The sequence below is a fragment of the Pleurocapsa sp. PCC 7327 genome (genome assembly GCF_000317025.1).
In the GTDB taxonomy this organism is placed as follows: domain Bacteria; phylum Cyanobacteriota; class Cyanobacteriia; order Cyanobacteriales; family Microcystaceae; genus Hydrococcus.
Genome location: NC_019689.1, coordinates 2505960 through 2525108, shown reverse-complemented (window position 1 = coordinate 2525108; position 19149 = coordinate 2505960). Strand labels below are relative to the sequence as shown.

Annotated in this window: 16 protein-coding genes and 1 pseudogene; 8 read left to right on the top strand and 9 right to left on the bottom strand. The window is 46.9% G+C overall.

Going from position 1 to position 19149, the window contains the following annotated elements:
- Nucleotides 1-17: 17 nt before the first annotated feature.
- Nucleotides 18-1055: a bifunctional riboflavin kinase/FAD synthetase gene (locus PLE7327_RS11240; RefSeq protein WP_015143953.1), complete on the bottom strand. Its 1038-nt coding sequence runs from the start codon at nt 1053-1055 to the stop codon at nt 18-20.
- Between the two features lie 31 nt (nt 1056-1086).
- Nucleotides 1087-1974 (bottom strand): MBL fold metallo-hydrolase, encoded by an 888-nt coding sequence (locus PLE7327_RS11235; protein ID WP_015143952.1) that lies wholly within the window; start codon nt 1972-1974, stop codon nt 1087-1089.
- Nucleotides 1975-2302: 328 nt separating this feature from the next.
- Here PLE7327_RS11235 and acsF point away from each other — a divergent pair, with 328 nt between their 5' ends.
- A complete protein-coding gene (acsF, locus tag PLE7327_RS11230) occupies nt 2303-3379 on the top strand; it encodes a magnesium-protoporphyrin IX monomethyl ester (oxidative) cyclase (protein WP_015143951.1) in 1077 nt (358 codons plus the stop codon).
- A 101-nt stretch (nt 3380-3480) separates the two neighbouring features.
- On the opposite strand, the gene PLE7327_RS11225 is transcribed toward acsF, so the two are convergent.
- From PLE7327_RS11225 to PLE7327_RS11215, 3 genes are all read right to left on the bottom strand, one after another.
- Nucleotides 3481-4494, bottom strand: a complete 1014-nt coding sequence (locus PLE7327_RS11225; protein WP_015143950.1) for a hypothetical protein — start codon at nt 4492-4494, stop codon at nt 3481-3483.
- Nucleotides 4495-4555: 61 nt separating this feature from the next.
- Nucleotides 4556-5734 carry a M20 family metallopeptidase gene (locus PLE7327_RS11220; RefSeq protein WP_041392065.1) on the bottom strand — a complete coding sequence of 393 codons (1179 nt, stop codon included), beginning with the start codon at nt 5732-5734 and terminating at the stop codon, nt 4556-4558.
- Nucleotides 5734-6333, bottom strand: a complete 600-nt coding sequence (locus tag PLE7327_RS11215) for a flavin reductase (RefSeq protein WP_015143948.1) — start codon at nt 6331-6333, stop codon at nt 5734-5736. The genes PLE7327_RS11220 and PLE7327_RS11215 overlap by 1 nt, the downstream gene beginning before the upstream one ends.
- Nucleotides 6334-6715: 382 nt before the next feature.
- Between PLE7327_RS11215 and PLE7327_RS11210 the strand changes: the two genes are divergently transcribed.
- The 4 genes from PLE7327_RS11210 (at nt 6716) to PLE7327_RS11195 (ending at nt 8820) form a co-directional block, all read left to right on the top strand.
- Nucleotides 6716-7405: a GDSL-type esterase/lipase family protein gene (locus PLE7327_RS11210; RefSeq protein ID WP_015143947.1), complete on the top strand. Its 690-nt coding sequence runs from the start codon at nt 6716-6718 to the stop codon at nt 7403-7405.
- A gap of 83 nt (nt 7406-7488) precedes the next feature.
- A complete protein-coding gene (locus PLE7327_RS11205) occupies nt 7489-7680 on the top strand; it encodes a hypothetical protein (RefSeq protein WP_015143946.1) in 192 nt (63 codons plus the stop codon).
- 181 nt (nt 7681-7861) lie between these two features.
- Nucleotides 7862-8296 carry a pentapeptide repeat-containing protein gene (locus PLE7327_RS11200; RefSeq protein ID WP_015143945.1) on the top strand — a complete coding sequence of 145 codons (435 nt, stop codon included), beginning with the start codon at nt 7862-7864 and terminating at the stop codon, nt 8294-8296.
- A gap of 89 nt (nt 8297-8385) precedes the next feature.
- The gene (locus PLE7327_RS11195; RefSeq protein WP_015143944.1) at nt 8386-8820 is read left to right on the top strand and encodes a DUF6335 family protein; all 435 of its coding nucleotides are present in this window, start codon (nt 8386-8388) and stop codon (nt 8818-8820) included.
- Between the two features lie 3 nt (nt 8821-8823).
- Here the strand turns inward: PLE7327_RS11195 and PLE7327_RS11190 are convergent, their stop codons facing one another.
- Nucleotides 8824-9954, bottom strand: coding sequence for a DegT/DnrJ/EryC1/StrS aminotransferase family protein (locus PLE7327_RS11190; RefSeq protein ID WP_015143943.1), 1131 nt, complete (start codon nt 9952-9954; stop codon nt 8824-8826).
- 114 nt (nt 9955-10068) lie between these two features.
- Between PLE7327_RS11190 and fetB the strand changes: the two genes are divergently transcribed.
- From fetB to PLE7327_RS11175, 3 genes and pseudogenes are all read left to right on the top strand, one after another.
- Entirely contained in the window at nt 10069-10848 is a 780-nt protein-coding gene (gene fetB, locus PLE7327_RS11185; protein WP_015143942.1) for an iron export ABC transporter permease subunit FetB, read from the top strand.
- A 289-nt stretch (nt 10849-11137) separates the two neighbouring features.
- Entirely contained in the window at nt 11138-11899 is a 762-nt protein-coding gene (locus PLE7327_RS11180; RefSeq protein ID WP_015143941.1) for a TVP38/TMEM64 family protein, read from the top strand.
- Between the two features lie 269 nt (nt 11900-12168).
- Nucleotides 12169-13707, top strand: a pseudogene (locus PLE7327_RS11175) (mercuric reductase); the annotation flags it as partial.
- Nucleotides 13708-14035: 328 nt separating this feature from the next.
- Here the strand turns inward: PLE7327_RS11175 and PLE7327_RS11170 are convergent.
- The 3 genes from PLE7327_RS11170 to PLE7327_RS11160 all read right to left on the bottom strand — a co-directional run bounded on the left by PLE7327_RS11170 (nt 14036) and on the right by PLE7327_RS11160 (nt 18844).
- Entirely contained in the window at nt 14036-16312 is a 2277-nt protein-coding gene (locus PLE7327_RS11170) for a fused MFS/spermidine synthase (protein ID WP_015143939.1), read from the bottom strand.
- Nucleotides 16313-16548: 236 nt separating this feature from the next.
- A complete protein-coding gene (locus PLE7327_RS11165) occupies nt 16549-17136 on the bottom strand; it encodes a tetratricopeptide repeat protein (protein ID WP_186005314.1) in 588 nt (195 codons plus the stop codon).
- Between the two features lie 232 nt (nt 17137-17368).
- Entirely contained in the window at nt 17369-18844 is a 1476-nt protein-coding gene (locus PLE7327_RS11160; protein WP_015143937.1) for a CIA30 family protein, read from the bottom strand.
- Nucleotides 18845-19149 lie beyond the last annotated feature (305 nt).

Below are 19149 nucleotides of genomic sequence, written 5' to 3'. Positions count from 1 at the left end.
GATTCCCCTGCCAGATTTCACGTCGCTCGCTCAAGAATTTTTCTAGCTAAGTCGCAGTCGAAAGCAATTTGGGCTTTGAGGGCATCGATTGAAGGAAATTTTTGTTCGGGACGCAGAAACTTTTCTAAGCTTACGGTAAGGGTTCTCCCATACAAATCCCCTGCCCAATCGAGTAGGTGTACTTCAACAGTCGGTGTATTGCCTGCTACTGTTGGACGGCAGCCAATATTCATTACACCTTTGATTGAGGACTGGGTAATAATATTCTTCCCCTCTGGGAGTCTCCCCGTCTCCCCCTCCTCTCCTTCCAGGAAAACTTTGACACAATAAACCCCATAGCGGGGCAATAATTTTGTGGGGGGAAGTTGTAGGTTAGCCGTCGGAAAGCCAATCGTTTTGCCTAGCTGCTGTCCCTTCACGACCGTTCCCATCAGGGTATAAGCACGTCCTAACATGCGGTTGGCTCGAGCAATGTCTCCTTCTGCTAGGGCTTGGCGGATCGCAGAGCTACTGATGCGGGGAGTGGGTTGCTCGCTTTCATTGCCTTGACAGGTTTGGAGGGAGGTAATGACAACTTCTACGCCAAATTTCGCCGCGATCGCTCTTAAATCTTCTGCCGTTCCTGCCCGTTTGTGCCCGAAGCGAAAATCTTCTCCGACGCTAATCCGAGTCGCCTGCAACTGCCGCATTAAGATCTCTTCGACAAATTGTTGCGGACTCAAGGCAGCCAGTTCGCGATCGAAGGGCAACAGAACTAACTGTTCTACGCCTAACTGTTCTAGTAGCTTAACCTTTTCTGGGAGTGGCGTTAGTAGTTGTTTGCTTTGCCCCGTAAAAAATTCTTGGGGATGGGGGTTAAAAGTAACTACTGTCGCATAAGGACATTGGCTATCTCTGACAACTTCTTGAGCAGAAGCCGGACAACCAATGACAGCCGAAGCCTGTTGTAAAATTGGCTGCAAGACTCTCTGATGCCCTCGGTGAAGGCCGTCAAAATTGCCAAGGGCGATCGCGCTAGGCGTTAAAACTTTATCGGTCGAAGATGTTACCCACACGCTTTACATTTTGACACAATTTAGTCATTGGTCATTGGTCATTGGTGATTTGTTTTGGAATCGAAAATCTTTTAGTTGTTTCCATCAACTCAATTGATAAACCTTCCCGTGCCAAAATGGTATTCGGATAAGCTAGGGCAGCTCGTTCGCCGAGGCGATCTAAAAAGTCATCGTTGTGAGAGGGATCGTGGTGGAAGAGAATCAACTGTTTCACCTTGGCAGCTTTGGCGATTTTTACGGCTTCTTGCCAAGTTGAATGTCCCCAACCGACTTTGCTACATTTGTCATCGTAATATTCTTCGTCAGTGTAAGTCGCATCGATAATGACCGCATCGGCTTCGCGAGAGAGCCAGAGAACATTCTCGTCAAGGCGATCGGGGAAATGTTCCGTATCGGTGATGTAGGCGGCTGAAAGCCCTCTCCAATTGACGCGATAGCCTACTGCTACGCCGGGATGGTTGAGTCTGGCTGTTTCAACAACTAGCTCGCCAATTTTGATAGTTTCTCCGATTTCGAGGTCATAAAATTGCAGATCTGCCTGCATGATTTGCAAGGGGACGGGAAAGTTGGGATGAAGCATTTGATCGTGGAGGCGTTGTTCGATCGTTGCTCCATTGGGAGCAGGAATCGCATAAATCCTGAAACGATTGCCTTTAACAAACGCTGGTACAAAGAAGGGAAATCCTTGTATATGATCCCAGTGAGTGTGAGTAAAAAATAAATGCGCTTGCACGGGCATTTCGGCAAGCATAGATTCGCCTAAAACTCGCAGTCCCGTACCGCCATCAAAAATTAGACGTTCGCCTCCTATCTGCATTTCTATGCAAGAAGTATTGCCGCCATAGCGAACGGTATCCGTTCCCGGACAGGGGATACTTCCTCTAACGCCCCAAAATTTGATGTGAAATTGGTTCTGCATTGTTGAGTTTCTGGGTTTAAAAATTGCTGTTTAAATCTTTCATTAGTCAGACTAACAAGAAAATAGCGGGGTGTCAGAGAATTCGCTCAATCTCTAGCCGAGATCGCGGTCACTCAAAATTTTGTCAAGGTTTTAGCTGGCTTTTTTAACAAAATTTTATATTGTGTTATAACTCTTAATGAAAAGCCGCTTAATTCCTCGTCTAGACCTTGGTAGACTGAATTCTAGCCTCGCATAAGACAATTTAGACTTACCCAATTGTGAGGAATTCAAACCTCGCTACGCCACCAGGCAGCCCAATCAAAGAAAAAAGCACTATAAACAAGCCATGGTCAATACCCTCAAAAAACCAGAATTTGAAGAACTGCGTCCGGGAATCAAAGTCCCTGCCAAAGAAACAATCCTCACGCCTCGGTTTTACACGACCGATTTTGAAGCAATGGCGCAAATGGATATCTCTGCCAATGAGGACGAGTTGAGAGCGATTCTAGAAGAATTCCGCGCTGACTATAACCGCCATCACTTCGTTCGGGATGAAGAATTTAATCAATCTTGGGATCGTATCGATGGGGAAACTCGCCGCTTGTTTATTGAGTTTTTGGAACGATCTTGCACGGCGGAATTCTCTGGTTTCTTACTCTACAAAGAATTAGGACGGCGGTTAAAGGATAAAAATCCAGTCCTAGCAGAGTGTTTTACGCTGATGTCGCGAGATGAAGCCCGTCATGCTGGTTTCTTGAATAAAGCCATGTCGGATTTTAAACTCTCGCTGGACTTAGGATTTCTGACCAAAAATCACAAGTATACTTTCTTTAAGCCTAAGTTTATTTTCTACGCCACTTACCTATCCGAAAAGATCGGTTACTGGCGCTATATCACCATTTATCGCCATCTAGAGCAGCATCCAGAAAATCGGATATATCCGATCTTCCGCTTCTTTGAAAACTGGTGTCAGGATGAAAATCGCCATGGAGATTTCTTCGATGCGATCATGAGATCGCAGCCCGACATTTTGAATGATTGGAAGGCAAGACTGTGGTGCCGTTTCTTCCTGCTGTCGGTATTTGCAACGATGTATCTCAACGACATCCAGCGTGCTGACTTCTATGCTTCTATCGGTTTAGAAGCTCGGTCATATGATAAGTACGTGATTGAGAAAACCAATGAAACGGCAGGGCGAGTTTTCCCAGTCATTCTGGATGTAGAAAATCCAGAATTTTACGATCGCCTGGAGATTTGCGTTAAGAATAACGAGCAATTGCGGGCGATCGATGAATCTAGCAGCCCCAAATTCTTAAAACTGTTGCGCAAGCTACCTTATTTCGTCTCCAACGGTTGGCAGTTCCTGAAATTGTACTTAATCAAACCCATTCGGGTTGACTCCTTAGAAGGAACAGTTCGCTAAAATCCCACAACTTTCCCATCGATCTGGCTCTGCGTTGGGCAGAGCCATTTTTCTATTGCATCCCGACTACGACAATAACTGGATGGTAAAACCTGCCCCTGCTAAAGTGCTAACTTAATTTTGAGCATTTGCGTTAGTTCGGGTAGAGATTTGCGATCGCTGAGCGTCAAAGCTTTGACTCCTGAGAGTTTTTCTACCAACTCCACGCCTGCTGTCGTGCTGGTGGCTATTCCACTAATCAAATCGGGAGTTAAACCAAAACTGCGGCTAACTCCGACGACTGCATAAGGATCGGACGCGCACAGCACGGTACAGCGAATCTGCTCTTTTAATTCCTCTAACACGACAGAACCGTTATAAGGCTCGAAAGGAGAGGCTCCCGCTTCTGCGACGACTACATCGGGTTTTTCAGCCGCGATCGCACTCAGCAATTTGCGCACGCAGACGCGAAACTCTTCGGGAGGAACGATAGAAGACGGAAGACCGACATCGACGAAATCGAAGATTTTATCGGCTCCAGCATCGCCCATTGACAAAATATCGCGGTAACGCCCAGCTCCTGTTAACTTCGCGCCAACCACCTTCAGATCCATGCGCTTGAGCTGATGGATAATAGCCCTTGCCGTCGTCGTTTTTCCGGCTGACATCGATGTGCCGATAATAATAATCGTCGGACAATTGTATTGAAGTGCTGGCAGGTCAGCAACAAAATCTTTCATACAGACTTTCTGCCCATCTCGAAGGACGTGACCTCGGTAAAGTAGAGAGGTAAGCGGGGCTAGCAGGAAAGACTTAGAAGTGACTCGCCCGAAAAGCCCTGCTGTGGTCATGTTCTCCATGCGATCGTCGGATTCGATCGATTGCCAGTCTCCTACCGCTTCCAAAGTCGCTCGACGAATTCCAAAAGCACCGATAATTAAGTCTCCTTCCAGCAAATACGCGATGCGTCCGTTAGTTAACTCAACGCTTGAGGACTGGTACACTGGAGGAATGACTTCTCCGACGACGTAATCTCCCGTCGCCCATTGATACCGAGGCAGAGGGCAAACCGAAAAGGGACGGGATTCTAGATCGGAGATCCGGGTCAGAGAAGCGAAGAAGTATTTATCAGACATCGTTTTTCCTCCGATTGCTAGGGAAAGGAGAAACTCCTAAACCAATCCCCAGCACTAATCATCAATCGCTAATTGCTGGCTCTAACAACAGTCGCGATAGGAGTGCGGCTCGTTCTACCAGCCGATCCAAGTAGACAAACTCTCCTGGCGAATGGGCTGCGTCGCCTACTGCGCCCAGACCATCTAGGGTGGGTGCGTAGAGGCTGGTTGTATTGCCGTCGGAACCGCCGCCAGCGGTTTCTTCCTCAAGCTGCCATCCGAATTCGGCGGCGACTTGTTGCGCTTGCTGCCAGAGTTTTTGGTTGCCTGGGGTTCTCTCCATTGGCGGTCGTCCAATACGACCTTCGATAATAAGTTGCGTGCCCGGAGTGGTCGGTTGCAATCCCAGGATGGCTCGTTCGATTTCCCTGGCATCCTCTTGATGCAGAACTCGCACGTCTACAACGGCTTCGCTTTCGGGAGCAATCACGTTGGGGCGAATCCCTCCGTCAATCGTACCGACGTTAACGGTAATGCCTCGTTGTGGGTCGTTGAGGGCGAATAACTTCTGAATGACAAAGGATAGCTCTAGGATAGCGCTAGCCCCCCTCTCCGGCTCTAAGCCAGCATGAGCCGCTTTGCCAACGACGCGAATGGTAAACCGACCGACACCTTTGCGACTCGTTTTTAGTTTTCCCGTTGGACCGAGAGATGGTTCCATGACAAAAACGCGATCGCTGGTTTTTGCCAGCCGTCGGATATAGGGAGTCGATTCAATGCTGCCGATTTCTTCGTCGGAGTTGATAAAAATGACGGGGGCAACTTCCGGTTCGAGTCCTTGCGCCCGAATGGCTTCGATCGCCGCCAGACTCAGAACCAATCCGGCTTTCATATCATAGGTTCCGGGACCGTACAGTTTGCCTGCCTTTTGTAATAGGGGCATCTTGTCTAGGGTTCCCAGGGGCCAGACGGTATCGCAATGTCCCAGCAACAGTTGCGTCGGTTGATTCTTTGAGCGATCGCGCCCAATGGCTAACAGGTGTCCTCCCGTCCGACGACCGGGAAGGCGACGGACGCGATAGTCTAGTTTTTGCAAAGCTCCCTCAAGCAGTGCCAACACTTGCTGTTGTGCCGCCGGATCGGTCGAAGGAGATTCGGCTCTTACCAGTTTTTCTAGCAATTCGACCGTCTCCTTCTGGCGGCGGTGTAGGTAGTCGAGCAGCCGCCGAGACATTTGGGGCGATCTTGTATTCGCGAGCATCATTGCTTGAAACCAGAATGGAAGGGAAAGGAAAAGCTGCGCTCGACCGTGGCGTAGCGTCCCGGCGGAAGGTATACCAGTAGAGGCATTTGCACTAGGAGATCGCCGTCGTCGCGATCGGACAACCGCGCTGCCTCTTCCCGAACGCGAGCAGCTATGATTTTGCCTGCAATCAAGCTATTCTCCCCAAATCCGTCTACAATTCGGTCTAGTTCGCATTCTAGAAATAGATAACCATTTTGAAAAAAGACTCCATCGATAACGGAAGCGGGAAAGGTCGGTAAGGCAGACAGAGAAGGCTTAGAATCGTCATCGCAGCGAGGAGCAGCAGCTAAACTTGCCAGCACTACGCGCTCGGGTTGCGGGAAGCTAACGGTAAAGACTCGCTCGCGGCAAACGTTTTGATAGGTGTGGTGGCGAGGGGTGCACATAAAACCAAAATAGTTTCCCCAGCCTAGCGGCATCGCCATGTGTTTGGGGGCAAGGTCGTAGCCGCCTCCTTCTTCCCGCGTTCCAATGAGAACTAGGGGAGCAACGGAAAAGAATCGCTCCCATACGGGTTGAGAAAGATCGAGGTCGATGAGTCGCTCAAAATTCATGGGATCTTGACATTTAAGGGTTGAGTAAATCTTTTTGCCATTTCGCGATCTCAGAAAAATTAGCCTCCTACCTCAATTATCGTTCGCGCTCTGTCCAAACGACCGAGCAGTTGACTAATTGTAAAGCTTGTAGTACAAGCATGCGAGCGAATTTGGGGTTTGGTCCGATCTGGGCTGAAGAGTTTTCAAAGTTCTATTACCTCTCGCGGGATCGCCATATCTTTAAAACCCTTTCGCGATCGCTTCTTTATGAAAGATCCAGCACAATAGCAGACGCACTAGACTGGTTGACGAATGCCAATCGTTCGCTATTATTATTGGGTATAGTTATATATGTAGAAATGTAAAGTTGCTGCTGAGCTGAAACTATCTTGCTTTTTCTATGCAAACGATTTCTGCCGCTAGGACTAGAGCTATCGAACAGCGCTTGCGCTCCTCTTTAAAAGTAATTGCGCTTGGGGATAGTCTAATTTACGGATATGGCGACCCTGAAGGCGGAGGGTGGGTAGAACGGCTGCGAAGACAATGGATGGCAGCAGAGCAACCAGGTCACATTTTGTACAATTTAGGCATTCGCGGCGATAGAGTCTTTCAGGTTTCCGAGCGACTCGAACATGAATTTCGCAATCGGGGAGAGTTGCGCAATCAAGTTCCAGACTTAATCATTCTTTCAGTGGGAGTTAACGATTCAGCGCGTTTGGGTCGCCCCAACGGACGATTATTTACCGAATTTGAGACGTTTCAAGAACAAGTCACTAACCTGCTAGAGCGATCGCGCCTGCTTTGTCCCGTTCTTTTTGTGGGGATGGCACCCGTCGATGAAACCAAAATGCCTTTTTTAGATTGCCTGTATTTCAACCATCAAGACCAATATCGCTATAAAGAATTTACCAAGCAAGCTTGCCAGGCGCGGCAAATTCCCTATTTAGATATTTTTGACCTATGGGTGAAGCGGGGAGATGCTTGGGTGCGATCGCGCCTCAATCCCGACGGACTTCATCCCAACACTCAAGGTTATAAAGCCTTACTGCAAGACGTACTTGACTGGGAACCGATCGCCCAACTCGTATAGTAGTAAAAGTTTTAGCTATTTTTTAAGATTCGCGCCAGTAGGGTTTGCCTAAGCTGAAGGAAAACCATAGGGCGGAATCGATCGTGGAAATTAAACAAATTCAAGTCACGATAGAACGTGCTTTAGCTGATGGCAGGCTCTCTCGCCTAGAAAGCGAAGCAATCAAAACTGCGATCTATGCAGATAAGAAAGTTACCTCCGAAGAAGCCCATTTATTTAGCCTTCTTCAAGAAAAAATCTGGCAAGGGGAAGTTCTAATTGACGATCCCGATTAAAAGTGACTAATAGAAGTCGGAAGTAGGAGGAGGTGTGGGGAGAGTTGGGAGTGTGGGAAGACAATTAACTACTAACTACTAACCACTGCTAAAGATTATGAATCGCGATCGCCAGGGCATAGAGTTTGTTATAGATTTAACAAAATAGAATAGGATGGAATTAGAGAGATAGGGCTAGAGTATGGAGATCCTAGAGCTTCTAAGGCAATATGCAGAAGGAAAGCGAAACTTTAGCCAGTCTAAACTGAATCGCGTTTCCTTAAATGGAGTAATTTTGCGCTCGATCGACTTAAGTGACGCTGACCTAACGCATATCAACTTAACTGGAGCCGACCTCAGTGGCGCTTTTCTCAAGGGAGCCGACCTGAGCGAAGCGGATTTGAGCGGAGCTTCTCTAAAGGGAGCTAGCTTAATAGAGACCAAACTCATGAGCGCTATTCTGTGTGGAGCCGACTTAAGCGGAGCCGATTTGGTTAATGCGAATCTAAGCAAAGCTAACCTGCGCGGTGCCAACCTGCGGGGAGCAGAACTATGGGGAGCTAACCTCGCTGAAGCCGACTTGACGGGAACGGATTTGAGCGGCGCAACGATGCCGGATGGCAGCATCCACGCTTAGTTTCCCAAGCGGGTAACGTCCACCTGGGTCAGAGTTGGTCTCTATAACTCTTTCACCTCTGAGCGCTAAGCCAGCAAGGAGTGAATTTTATGAAAAAGACCAACTTTTCTGGGGCAGGTAATCCTCCCCAAGACCCGTGGAAAGATTCTTCTAACGAAGCGCTGTTTGGCGATCCGATCGCAGCAGAAAACGCTGACCCAATGAGTGAAGGCTTAGTCGATCGCGATACTGGCATGGGACGGATATTGGCGAAATTAAGAGCTTCTGGGCTTTCTGGCGCTGACGCGACGGGAGGCGATCTCGACGACGATTGGTATCAAGCTGAGGTAGTGGGAGAAGAAGCGGTTGGAGGAGATAATCCCACACCCGATCAAAACGTGACCGATGCCCTGCTTCAGTCGATGGGAATTGACGTTGCCGATGGCGAACCCGTGCATACGCTAGACAAGTTAGAGTGGCGCGACAAAAAGCGATGGGAGTTAGATCCCGAATCTTCTGAAGATTATCTAGATCGCCCATATTAATTTTTAATCCAAACAATCCTTCAAACTATAGACCACTTGCTGCTGTTCTTCAAAAGAAAGGTCGGGAAACATGGGCAAGGATAAAACTTCACGGGCGGCTTGTTCGGCTACTGGGAGTTGCCCTGTTTGATAACCCAAATCTTTGTAAACGGGCTGCAAGTGTAAGGGGATGGGATAATAAACCATCGAGATTATCCCCATTTGTTGTAGTTTGGCGCGCACGATATCTCGGTAAGGTTGAGAATCTTCTCCCCTATCTTTTATCCGGATCGTGTATTGATTCCAAACATGCTTGCTGTTAGCTAATGTCTGTGGAAGCTCGATTCCCGGCAGGAGAGAGAGCAATCGATCGTAAATAGCAGCTATTTCGGTTCGTTGTTGATTCCAGCGATCGAGATAGCGCAGTTTGACTTGTAAAATCGCTGCTTGAATCGTATCGAGACGGCTGTTGAGTCCGATCGCGTCGTGACGATAGCGATCGCTCATGCCGTGTTCTTTAAGCGTGCGGATAGAGGCGGCAATCGCGCGATCGTTAGTCGTTATTGCCCCGCCGTCTCCGCACGCTCCTAGATTTTTTGTGGGAAAAAAGCTAAAACATCCAATATGTCCGATACTGCCTACTGGTTTGCTTTGCCATCGCGCCCCCGTTGCTTGGGCACAGTCTTCGATGACAAAGAGATTGTAGCTGCAAGCGATCGCCATTACTGCGTTCATATCCGTCGGTTGCCCGAATAGATGAACTGGAATAATGGCTTTTGTTTTACTGGTAATAACAGATTCTATGCGATCGACATCGATATTAAAAGTTTGCGGGTCGATATCGACAAAAACGGGAGTAGCCCCGGTTCTCGTAATCACTTCTGCCGTGGCGAAGAAACTGAAGGGCGTAGTGATGACTTCATCCCCCCGTCCGATATTTAGCGATCGCAGTGCCAAATAAAGCGCGTCCGTACCCGAATTACAAGCGACGCATTCAGATACGCTAACGTAGCTAGCAAACTGTTTCTCAAACTCGCTGACGACTGCACCGCCGATGTAACGACCAGAACTCAATACTTCTAAGACAGCAGCTTCCGTTTCCTCACGAATTAATTGATGCTGACGGGCTAAATTGACAGGTGGAATCTGATTCACTCGTTTTTTTACCCAGAATTTATATCGATCAAAGCAAATTTTTTCCAAAAAAGAAATATATTAAGTTGGAGAGCGGTAATTGTACGAGCAAGGTAGGGCCACGTACTAACGAATATGAATGAATTAATCACACTCGATTTTATCGACTTGGGTTGGTCGTTAGGCATTATTGGCATAGCAGTGGTGCTGTCTAGCTGGCAGCGATTGGGGTTAGAAGGACAACTAATCTTTGCTGCCGCGCGATCGCTGCTACAACTTCTGGTAGTGGGCTATATCATAGCGATTATCTTTGCTTTGAACAATCCGATCGCCGTATTGGGAATTTTAGGGGTTATGGTGACAGTTGCCGCGATCGTTGCTCGCAATCGCATTGGCAAAAAAACAAAAGGCATGTTACCGATTATTTGGGGTTCGCTGTTTATCAGCAGCGCTCTATCGCTAAGTTATATTATTATCCTCATCGTTCGACCGGTTACTTGGTATTCTCCTCAGTATTTGATTCCTTTAGCGGGGATGGTGTTGGGAAATGCGATGAATGGGGCTTCTCTAGCAGGAGAACGCCTCGCCAGCCTCATTTCGCACAATCGCCTAGAAGTAGAAACTTACCTGTGTTTGGGGGCAACGCCGAAACAGGCGATCGTGGCTTATCGTCAAGAAGCCATTCGCATCAGTCTCATTCCGACGCTCAATCAAATGCTGGTAGTGGGAATCGTCAGTTTGCCGGGAATGTTCACCGGACAAGTCTTGGCGGGAGTCGATCCCGTCGATGCGGCATCCTATCAAATTTTAATTTTGTTTGCGATCGCCTTGACAAATTTGCTGGCGGCTTTACTGGTCGCAGAAGGGGTTTATCGTCGGTTTTTCAATCAAAATGCTCAGTTGACGTTACCTTAATTCGATATGCTGCATTAGCGACTCAATCGATCTAATTGGGAAACTTTAATCGGTAATTAAGTTTATTTTCAGTTCCGGATGTCATATATAAAAGTAAGCGATAGCTAGCCTAGCGCTTGGCAGTTAGCTAGTATCTAATTGCCGAAAAATCGACTAAAAACTGTCAATGAAAAATCAATTCAGGCTCGAATTAATGTGGTAACCAACTCCAGGAGTCAACGCCACGGAGCTTTATCCCATTATGTAAAGCCGTCAAGCGAGGGACGGAGTTTCAGACCCAAAATTTTCGATGAACAAAACACAAATTCGAGATCGACATAGCCTCACCAATTTAGCAAAATGTCTCGCATTAATCGTTATTTTCTGCTTGAGTGCAACGCTTCCCGCGCTTGCTCAGGAAGTAACCGAAAGGGGAGCTATTAATCCTCAACAACTACTGCAAAATGCCCTAATACAAATTCAAAATCTGGGTTTTATAGGCGCGATCGCCTTTATCCTAGTCTACATCGTCGCTACAGTTGCTTTCTTGCCAGGATCGATTCTCACCTTAGGGGCTGGTGTCGTCTTTGGCGTAGTTCTCGGTTCTATCTACGTTTTTATTGGGGCGACTCTCGGCGCAACTCTTGCTTTTTTAGTTGGACGTTACTTGGCGCGGGGTTGGATTGCCAAGAAAATTGAGAGAAGTCAAAAATTTTCAGCGATCGACAAAGCAGTCGGAAAAGAAGGGTTTAAAATCGTTCTGCTAACCCGATTATCCCCTATATTTCCCTTTAATTTGCTCAACTACGCCTACGGACTCACGGACGTTTCCCTCAAAGATTATTTCTTAGGTTCTGTAGGAATGATTCCCGGTACGGTGATGTATGTATACCTTGGTTCTTTAGCGGGGAATCTCGCTACCCTAGGAGTTGGGGAGCAACCAACCAATCTTACCGTACAGTGGGCAATTCGCATTGTTGGCTTAATCGCTACAGTTGCCGTTACCGTCTACGTAACTCGCATTGCCCGCAAAGCACTCAACACAGTGACCAGCGAACGGGAAGACTTCTGAGACTGGGAGAGGAGGAGATGGGGAGAACCGGGAGTGTGAGGAGTGTGGGGAGTGTGGGAAGAGGAGGAGACAATTAACGACTAACCACTGTAGGGGCGGTTTTTTTACAGTAAGTGTGGGTAAATCTCTCGCGTTTTTAGATCAACCCGCCCCTACTAACTAATCCAAAATCCGATCCCCCCAACCCCCCTTATCAAGGGGGATAAAGGGGGATTCCAAAATTCTTTCATCAAATAACCAATGACAAAGGACTAATGACTAATGATTAAAATCCTACATTTGAACGAGTAACCGTCTTACCGATGGACGAGTATAACCAGCAGTTAGTTTCTTACGTCCATCCTCCCGGTTGGGTAAATCCCACTCCTGCCGCTTTGTACGATTTAGTCGTCATTGGTGCGGGAACGGCCGGATTAGTCGTGGCAGCGGGTGCGGCTGGTTTGGGTTTGGGTTTGAAAGTGGCGCTAATCGAACGATATTTGATGGGAGGAGATTGTTTAAATGTGGGCTGCGTTCCCTCAAAGTCTATCATTCGGTCATCTCGTGTCGTCGCCGATATTCGTTATGCTCGCTCCTTTGGCATTAATCCGCCAGATAACATCGATATCGACTTTGCGGCAGTGATGCAGCGAATGCGGAAAATCCGTGCTGGCATCAGCCATCACGACTCGGCAGAACGGTTCAAAAAGTTGGGAGTTGATGTCTTTTTGGGCAGTGCTGAGTTTGTTAGTGACGAGGTTGTGACGGTTGCAAATAAAACGCTGAAATTTAAAAAAGCTGTCATTGCCACGGGTGCAAGGGCAGTTCAACCTCCGATTCCTGGGATTGAAGAAGTTGGCTATCTAACAAATGAAACGGTATTTTCTCTGACTGAATGCCCCAAACGATTAGCGGTTATTGGAGGAGGACCTATTGGTTGCGAGATGGCACAGGCATTTCATCGCTTGGGTTCGCAAGTGACGTTAATTCATCGCAGCACGCACTTATTAAACCGCGAAGATGGCGATACGGCTGCGATTATTCAAAACACGTTCGTCCGGGAAGGCATTAATTTAGTACTAAATTGTTCGCCAAAACGAGCAGAATTAACTCCAGAAGGAAAAGTAATTTACTGCGATCGCAATGGAAAAGAAGAAGCAATCGTCGTTGATGAAATTCTAGTAGGAGTGGGTCGCGCCCCGAATGCAGAAAGCTTAAATTTAGAGGCGGCAGGAATAGCCTACGATCGCAAAGGAGTTAAAGTCAACGATTATTTGCAAACGACTAACCCAAAAATCTTTGCTGCGGGCGATATCTGTCTACATTGGAAATTCACCCACGCTGCCGATGCAACGGCGCGAATTGTCATTAAGAATGCTCTCTTTTCTCCCTTGGGTTTGGGCAAATCTAAAGTTAGCGATTTGGTAATGCCTTGGGTGACTTATACCGACCCAGAAGTGGCTCACGTCGGCATGTACGAGCATGAAGCCCAAGCCAAAGGAATTAAGACAAATGCAATTAAGATTAACTTGAATGAAGTCGATCGCGCGATCGCCGACGGAGAGGAAGAAGGATTTGTCAAAATTCTACATCAGGCAGGAACGGATAAAATCCTAGGCGCAACCATCGTGGCGCGTCATGCTGGAGAAATGATTAGTGAAGTGACGACAGCGATTGTAGGCGGAATCGGTTTGAGTAAGTTATCTAGCGTCATTCATCCCTACCCTACTCAAGCAGAAGCAATCAAGAAAGCAGCAGATACCTATCGACGCACCTTACTAACTTCTCGAACGAAGCGTTTATTAGGTTTCTTGACCAAACTTTCGTAGCGATTAGATGGCAGTCCTAGATAAATTATGAGTGTTTTCTGGAGTGCGAAAAATCCTTCGCCCTTCGCTGGCTAACGCTTCGCGTCTCGCTCGCTTTTAAGCATTCGCGAGCGAGATGCTCGCACTGCTGATGAACAATCTGGCAGAAGCTGTAGCCATTTAGGAAAAGCTAACTAAATCTTTTCAGTAATAATTTATCTCTCCAATTTTTGTCCCATTCTTTAATTTTGTCTGGAGAGTTAGTACTGCCTATTGGCTAACATTTATTAGCGATCGCGCCAACCGTTCTGTTTATAACTAGACCACAGAACCGCAGAGAAAAAATATCCTAAAAACTCAACTTGAAGCTTGAAGGACGATTTAAATAATACTCCGAGCGCGGAAATAAATCGGTATTAATAGCTTTGGGCTGACCGTCCTTCGCATGGGAATATATAAAGACCCCTGCGGCTTTTATATCTGTGCGGATTGCTTCTACATTGACTCCAGCTTTTGCCAGAAAACTTAATACAACTGGCGAATCTAGTCTTGTCAGTAACGTCTCTCGGTTAAAATCAACAGGACGCTCGCTCCCTATTAAAACGCTCAACCCCCCGCTCATATCCAACCTAGTAACGTAGGGAAAAACATTGCGAAAGGTTTGTTCTGCCTCCGATCCGACATTCCATTGTGCGAAGAATCCTCCAGGTGCTAAGCGCGATCGCACTTCTTGGAAAAATTCTTGCGAATAGAGCATCCCCGCTCGCGATCGCCAGGGCTGAATCGCATCCGCCTCAATAATATCAAACTTGCGATCGGCAAGTATCAATTCTCTGCGTCCATCGTTAACGACGATATCGTAACGCGGATCTTGGAAGAGGAAACTGAGAGGCTTCCCGACAGTCGTTTTCGCATACTCTTGCAACACGGGCAACTCAGCGCCCAGAATTTCAACCACTCGAACCCGCTGAGTTAAAGGGTTTACACCAATAGTGTGGGGTGTTCCTCCCGAACCCAGTCCAATAATCATTACCTGTGCCGGATTGGGATGAAGTAGGGCTGGTATGCTGCCTAATAGCGCGTGGACGTGCATGTAAGGGAAATTTGCCTGAACTTGTCCGCTAGCCAATAAAATTCCCTGCCGATTGTCCTGTGCGATCGCGGCTGTGCCCGTCGAATCCTCAGCAACGATAAAATATTTTTCTGGCTCAATGCTGTGCAGTGATGCCCAGAGGCGAGTATTGTTGGGGAAAAATACCACGGCAGCCAGCAAAACTAGCGCTAGGGCACCAATAAACTTCGCTTTCATCCAATTGGGACGGATGGCGAGGACAAATCCCAATCCTAATAAGAGGATCGATCGCAATGAATTTGCCGTTCCCAATTTATCGAGTAGCACTAAACCCGTAAGCAGGCTTCCCGCCGTATTGCCGAGGATATTCGCAACCAGAATCAGACCGACTCGCCACCCAATAGTGCGATCGTCGGTTTGAACCGCCTTTTGTACCAGTGGGAAATAAAACCCCAGCAATAGATTGGGCAACACTATCATTATCGAAGGCAAAACCAGATACTTGAATACCACTGCCGCAGTAATATTATTGGGATCGATGTAGCCTATGTCCGATCGCAAGTCTGGATGAGATTGCCAGTAAAGACCGATGAGCCAGATAGCGATCGCCGAGTAAGCGGCAACAAATCCCTGAATCGCTAAAAATACCCGTCTTGGTTGGCGAATGTAGCGGATAGCTTTCGCTCCCATTAAACTGCCCAGCGCATTGCTAACTAGAAGAAAAGCCAGCAGATGGGCGTAGGTATAAGCATTTGATTGCAGGGCGATGTCTAGAACGCGAAACCAAATAATTTCTAAAGAAATCGCGACAAACCCAGAAAGGAAGACTAAAAAACACCACGTTTTTACAGAGCGATCGACAGGCTGATGCAGCAAAGGAATTGTCGGTGTGTCTGCATCCCGGAGGAGGCGATCGCGCTCAAACTGGTAGGCACTGCCCAGAGCAACTATCCCAACCACAGCATTTAAAGCTGCCCCTACATAAACCGTTCCTTCGTACCCCAAGGTTCCGATAATGTACCAGCCGCAGATGAGCGATCCCAGTCCCGAACCGAGCGTATTAACGCCGTAGAGCAAACCAATCCCAGACGCAGCTTTATCGGCACGGCGAGCGATCGCCTTGGATAATAAAGGTAGGGATAATCCCATCAAAATGGTTGGGATTAACAGGCTAATGAAAGCAATAAGTAGCGTCGAAACAGGCGATCGCGCCAGGTATCGCAACTTGAGGAAAAGCAAGTCATAAAATAAAAAACGACTCAAGACTGCGAAGGCAGCGATCCCCAGATTGCACAACCCGTAAGTCTGGACGCTCTGGCGACTGCTGAGGCGATCGCTCAAAAAGCCACCAATTAAACCGCCCAATCCCAGTCCTGCTAAGTAGGAGGCTACCACAATCGTTACGGAGCGCACATCAGAACCGGAAAACAACCCCAGCATTCGCTGCCATACAACTTGGTACAGAAGCGCAGTAAAACCCGAAACAAAAAAGATAGCAAGTAGAATGGGTAGCGCCCAAGCAGTCTTAGCGGTAGAAGTTTTGGGAGCGATCATTACCGATGCAGGGAAATTAGCCTTTTTAGTATATCTTTCCGAATTTGCAAAGACAACACACTCTCTTCAAAGGATCGGCATCGCCATTCGCAATTAGTCAGCAGCTCTGTATGTAAGGCTTTTTCCTTGAGTATTTGTAGCGTTCTTTTTTAGAAATGGTATAAGTCCTACTAGAGGAGGACGTAAGAAATTCACTACTAAGCTTTTTGTTGGGAAGGAAAGCTCGCACTGACCTTCTAGGGCAGTGTAGGTAGTTCTTTTTCAGAGATCCCGCGACCCTCAACACGCGCAAGTAAGCTTTCTGATAGGTGGATTAACCGATCGACTGTTGTCTGTCTGTATCCCAATCTCGCTGACTTATCTAACAGTTTTCTGGCGCGGGCAGAATCGCGCTGCATTTTGGCAACTATTGCCAGATTAAAAAAAGGAAGTGGATACTTGGGATCGATAGAGATAGAGGTTAGTAGAGCGCGTTTAGCCTTCTTAAAGTCGCCGAGTTCCATATAAGCTACGCCAATGTTATTGTGCGTCATCGCTTCGATATCTCTTGAGTAAACAGCCCAGCTCAACCAGATTGCCCGCTTTAGAATTGGTTTTTCTTTGAGACGTTTGAGAAAATTATAAAAGTACGCGAGAGCGCGATCGCACTGCCGCCGTTGCAGAAGTCGTCTACCTCGGAAGAAATCTCGCCAAAGATGCCCTTGAATTCGTCCGGGAACGAGCAGAAGAAGGCTAGTGGCTAGCAAAAGGCTTGGCTGTTGTCTGAAAAAGTAGACGATCGCGCCAATAGCTACCACGATAATCGAAAAATAAAGCCATTTCAATCTCGTAGTTCGGCTAATGAACATCGCGATCGCGAGTGGAGTCTACTAAGGATTTAACTTATTTATATCATCTTAGAAAGGCGCGATCGCGATCGCGCCAGTTTCAAATCTGAAAATAAAAGCATTCCGCCTCTTTTAAGGACAAGAAACTCGTTAAAGCGTTTTTTATACTAAGAATGCTCAAGCCAAGACCTGAAAGGCATAAAATCTTCATTCCTAATGGCGATCGCGCTCAATCGGGCTTTAAATTGGCAAATAAACTTTTCCAATCAATCGAATTCGCTACTGTTTCCTCTTCTCTCACTTCAAAAGTTTTATTACAGGCTTCGGGAATTTGCAATGCTTGAATGCAAAGTTCGGCGATCGCTTCTCGACTGACTTGGCCTTTCATATTATCGCCTTGGTCGAAGACTAAAACTTTATTGCCTGGTTTTTCGGTTAAAGCACAAGGTCTTACAATTGTGTAATTTATGCCACTCTGACGAACGGCTTCTTCGCCTTGTAATTTCCAAGTTAGAATTCCTCCTAATTGGTCGTTTAGGCGCACTGCCGGAGGTTCTTCCTCTAGGTTAAGTCCCGGACGACCTGGACGAGTAACGCCAGCAGAACTGACCATAATAAATTGCGGTTTTGCTTGACCGCCATAGGCTTTAATCGATTCAATTTCTAAGCTAAATAATCCGGGCGAAAAGTTTGGATTTAATGCGCCATCGTATTCAAATTTACTCAGTATTAGCTGCATTGAATAGACTTTGCTTGCCTCAAAAGCACCTGCATTGGGAACGGTTTTTGCACGAAAAACCGGGATGAGATCGGTAAAAGGAATGCGAATTGTCGTCCAACAATTATAGAGAGTATCAAAGGAATAACAATAGCCGATTCCATCCCATTTATCTTCAGCGCGAATGATAAATTTATATCGCTTTCCGTCTCCTTGAATTCTTAATTCAATTCCTTGATAATCTGATAGGTCTAAAGGTAGATTAAAATTGCGCGTTCTAACTGAAGCAAACCCGCCATTGTTGGCCGTACAAACATTGCCAGAAAAGATAGCTCTACCACCTACGAGTCTAATATTACTTTCACTAACTCCTCCCATGACGACATCGTCAACCGCACCCCAAGTTTCTTTTAAATCGGCTAACGGGTTAGTAAAATCAAACAAAATTTTTTCTCCCGATCGCAGAGATTTCTTGACAACTTCAACTAAGTTTTTAATGCCTCGATAGTCTACCAGTTCGGGACTATCGACTACTTCTGGCAGATAAAATTTAATCCCTTGATAGTATTTTTCTCTCGTTGGCGTATCGCCTTCTACGGGTTGAACTCGGACTCCACTACAACAAATTACGGCAGAAATGCGATCGGCTAATTTTGAAGTTAGCGTTTCAGGGATGGTAAGATCTGCTTCAAATAGTTCGACTTTATCGCCTAATAATTCTCTCGCTCTTTTAGCATCTCTAACCAAAGCGCGAACCTGATAATTTTTCTCCAAAAGACGACGGACAACTCGTTTGCCAACCCCGCCGGTTGCACCAACGACTAAAATTGTTCCCACTATTTTCTTTCCTTCTCGAGTTGCTGTTTCTTCACTCGCGCGCTCGGCGAATAGTCGCTTGAGACAACCAATAAATGGGATAGCGTCAAAGTAAGTCAAAGTCTCAAAAAAACGACCCACATTCCAGGGAGAACGAGTTTTTTCCGTCACGACTGCCTCCTCATTATTTTCTTCTAGTCTATCGTTCCAGGCGATTGGGAGCAGGTAGACGGGGAGATGAGAAGCGCGGGGAAGTGGGGGACGGAGAGGCAATTAACGACTAACCACTACGATTGAGTTTCCTGCTCTTCGGTGTAAAACAAAGCTTCAAAAAGTAATGTCAAGCCGACAGTCAAAATAATGAACAATATTAACAGTAATTGCATCATCTTTCGCACCTCCTTGAGAAACTCTCTATTTTCTAGATAACTTCTGTTGCTCAAGGACAGGTTAAATTTGATTCAATTCTTAATCTA

Excerpts from the sequence above, each read along its gene's own strand:
- PLE7327_RS11235 (WP_015143952.1), bottom strand. The coding sequence starts at position 1,974 with ATGCAGAACCAATTTCACATCAAATTTTGGGGCGTTAGAGGAAGTATC.
- acsF (WP_015143951.1), top strand. The coding sequence starts at position 2,303 with ATGGTCAATACCCTCAAAAAACCAGAATTTGAAGAACTGCGTCCGGGA.
- PLE7327_RS11225 (WP_015143950.1), bottom strand. The coding sequence starts at position 4,494 with ATGTCTGATAAATACTTCTTCGCTTCTCTGACCCGGATCTCCGATCTA.
- PLE7327_RS11220 (WP_041392065.1), bottom strand. The coding sequence starts at position 5,734 with ATGCTCGCGAATACAAGATCGCCCCAAATGTCTCGGCGGCTGCTCGAC.
- PLE7327_RS11215 (WP_015143948.1), bottom strand. The coding sequence starts at position 6,333 with ATGAATTTTGAGCGACTCATCGACCTCGATCTTTCTCAACCCGTATGG.
- PLE7327_RS11210 (WP_015143947.1), top strand. The coding sequence starts at position 6,716 with ATGCAAACGATTTCTGCCGCTAGGACTAGAGCTATCGAACAGCGCTTG.
- PLE7327_RS11200 (WP_015143945.1), top strand. The coding sequence starts at position 7,862 with ATGGAGATCCTAGAGCTTCTAAGGCAATATGCAGAAGGAAAGCGAAAC.
- PLE7327_RS11195 (WP_015143944.1), top strand. The coding sequence starts at position 8,386 with ATGAAAAAGACCAACTTTTCTGGGGCAGGTAATCCTCCCCAAGACCCG.
- fetB (WP_015143942.1), top strand. The coding sequence starts at position 10,069 with ATGAATGAATTAATCACACTCGATTTTATCGACTTGGGTTGGTCGTTA.
- PLE7327_RS11180 (WP_015143941.1), top strand. The coding sequence starts at position 11,138 with ATGAACAAAACACAAATTCGAGATCGACATAGCCTCACCAATTTAGCA.
- PLE7327_RS11170 (WP_015143939.1), bottom strand. The coding sequence starts at position 16,312 with ATGATCGCTCCCAAAACTTCTACCGCTAAGACTGCTTGGGCGCTACCC.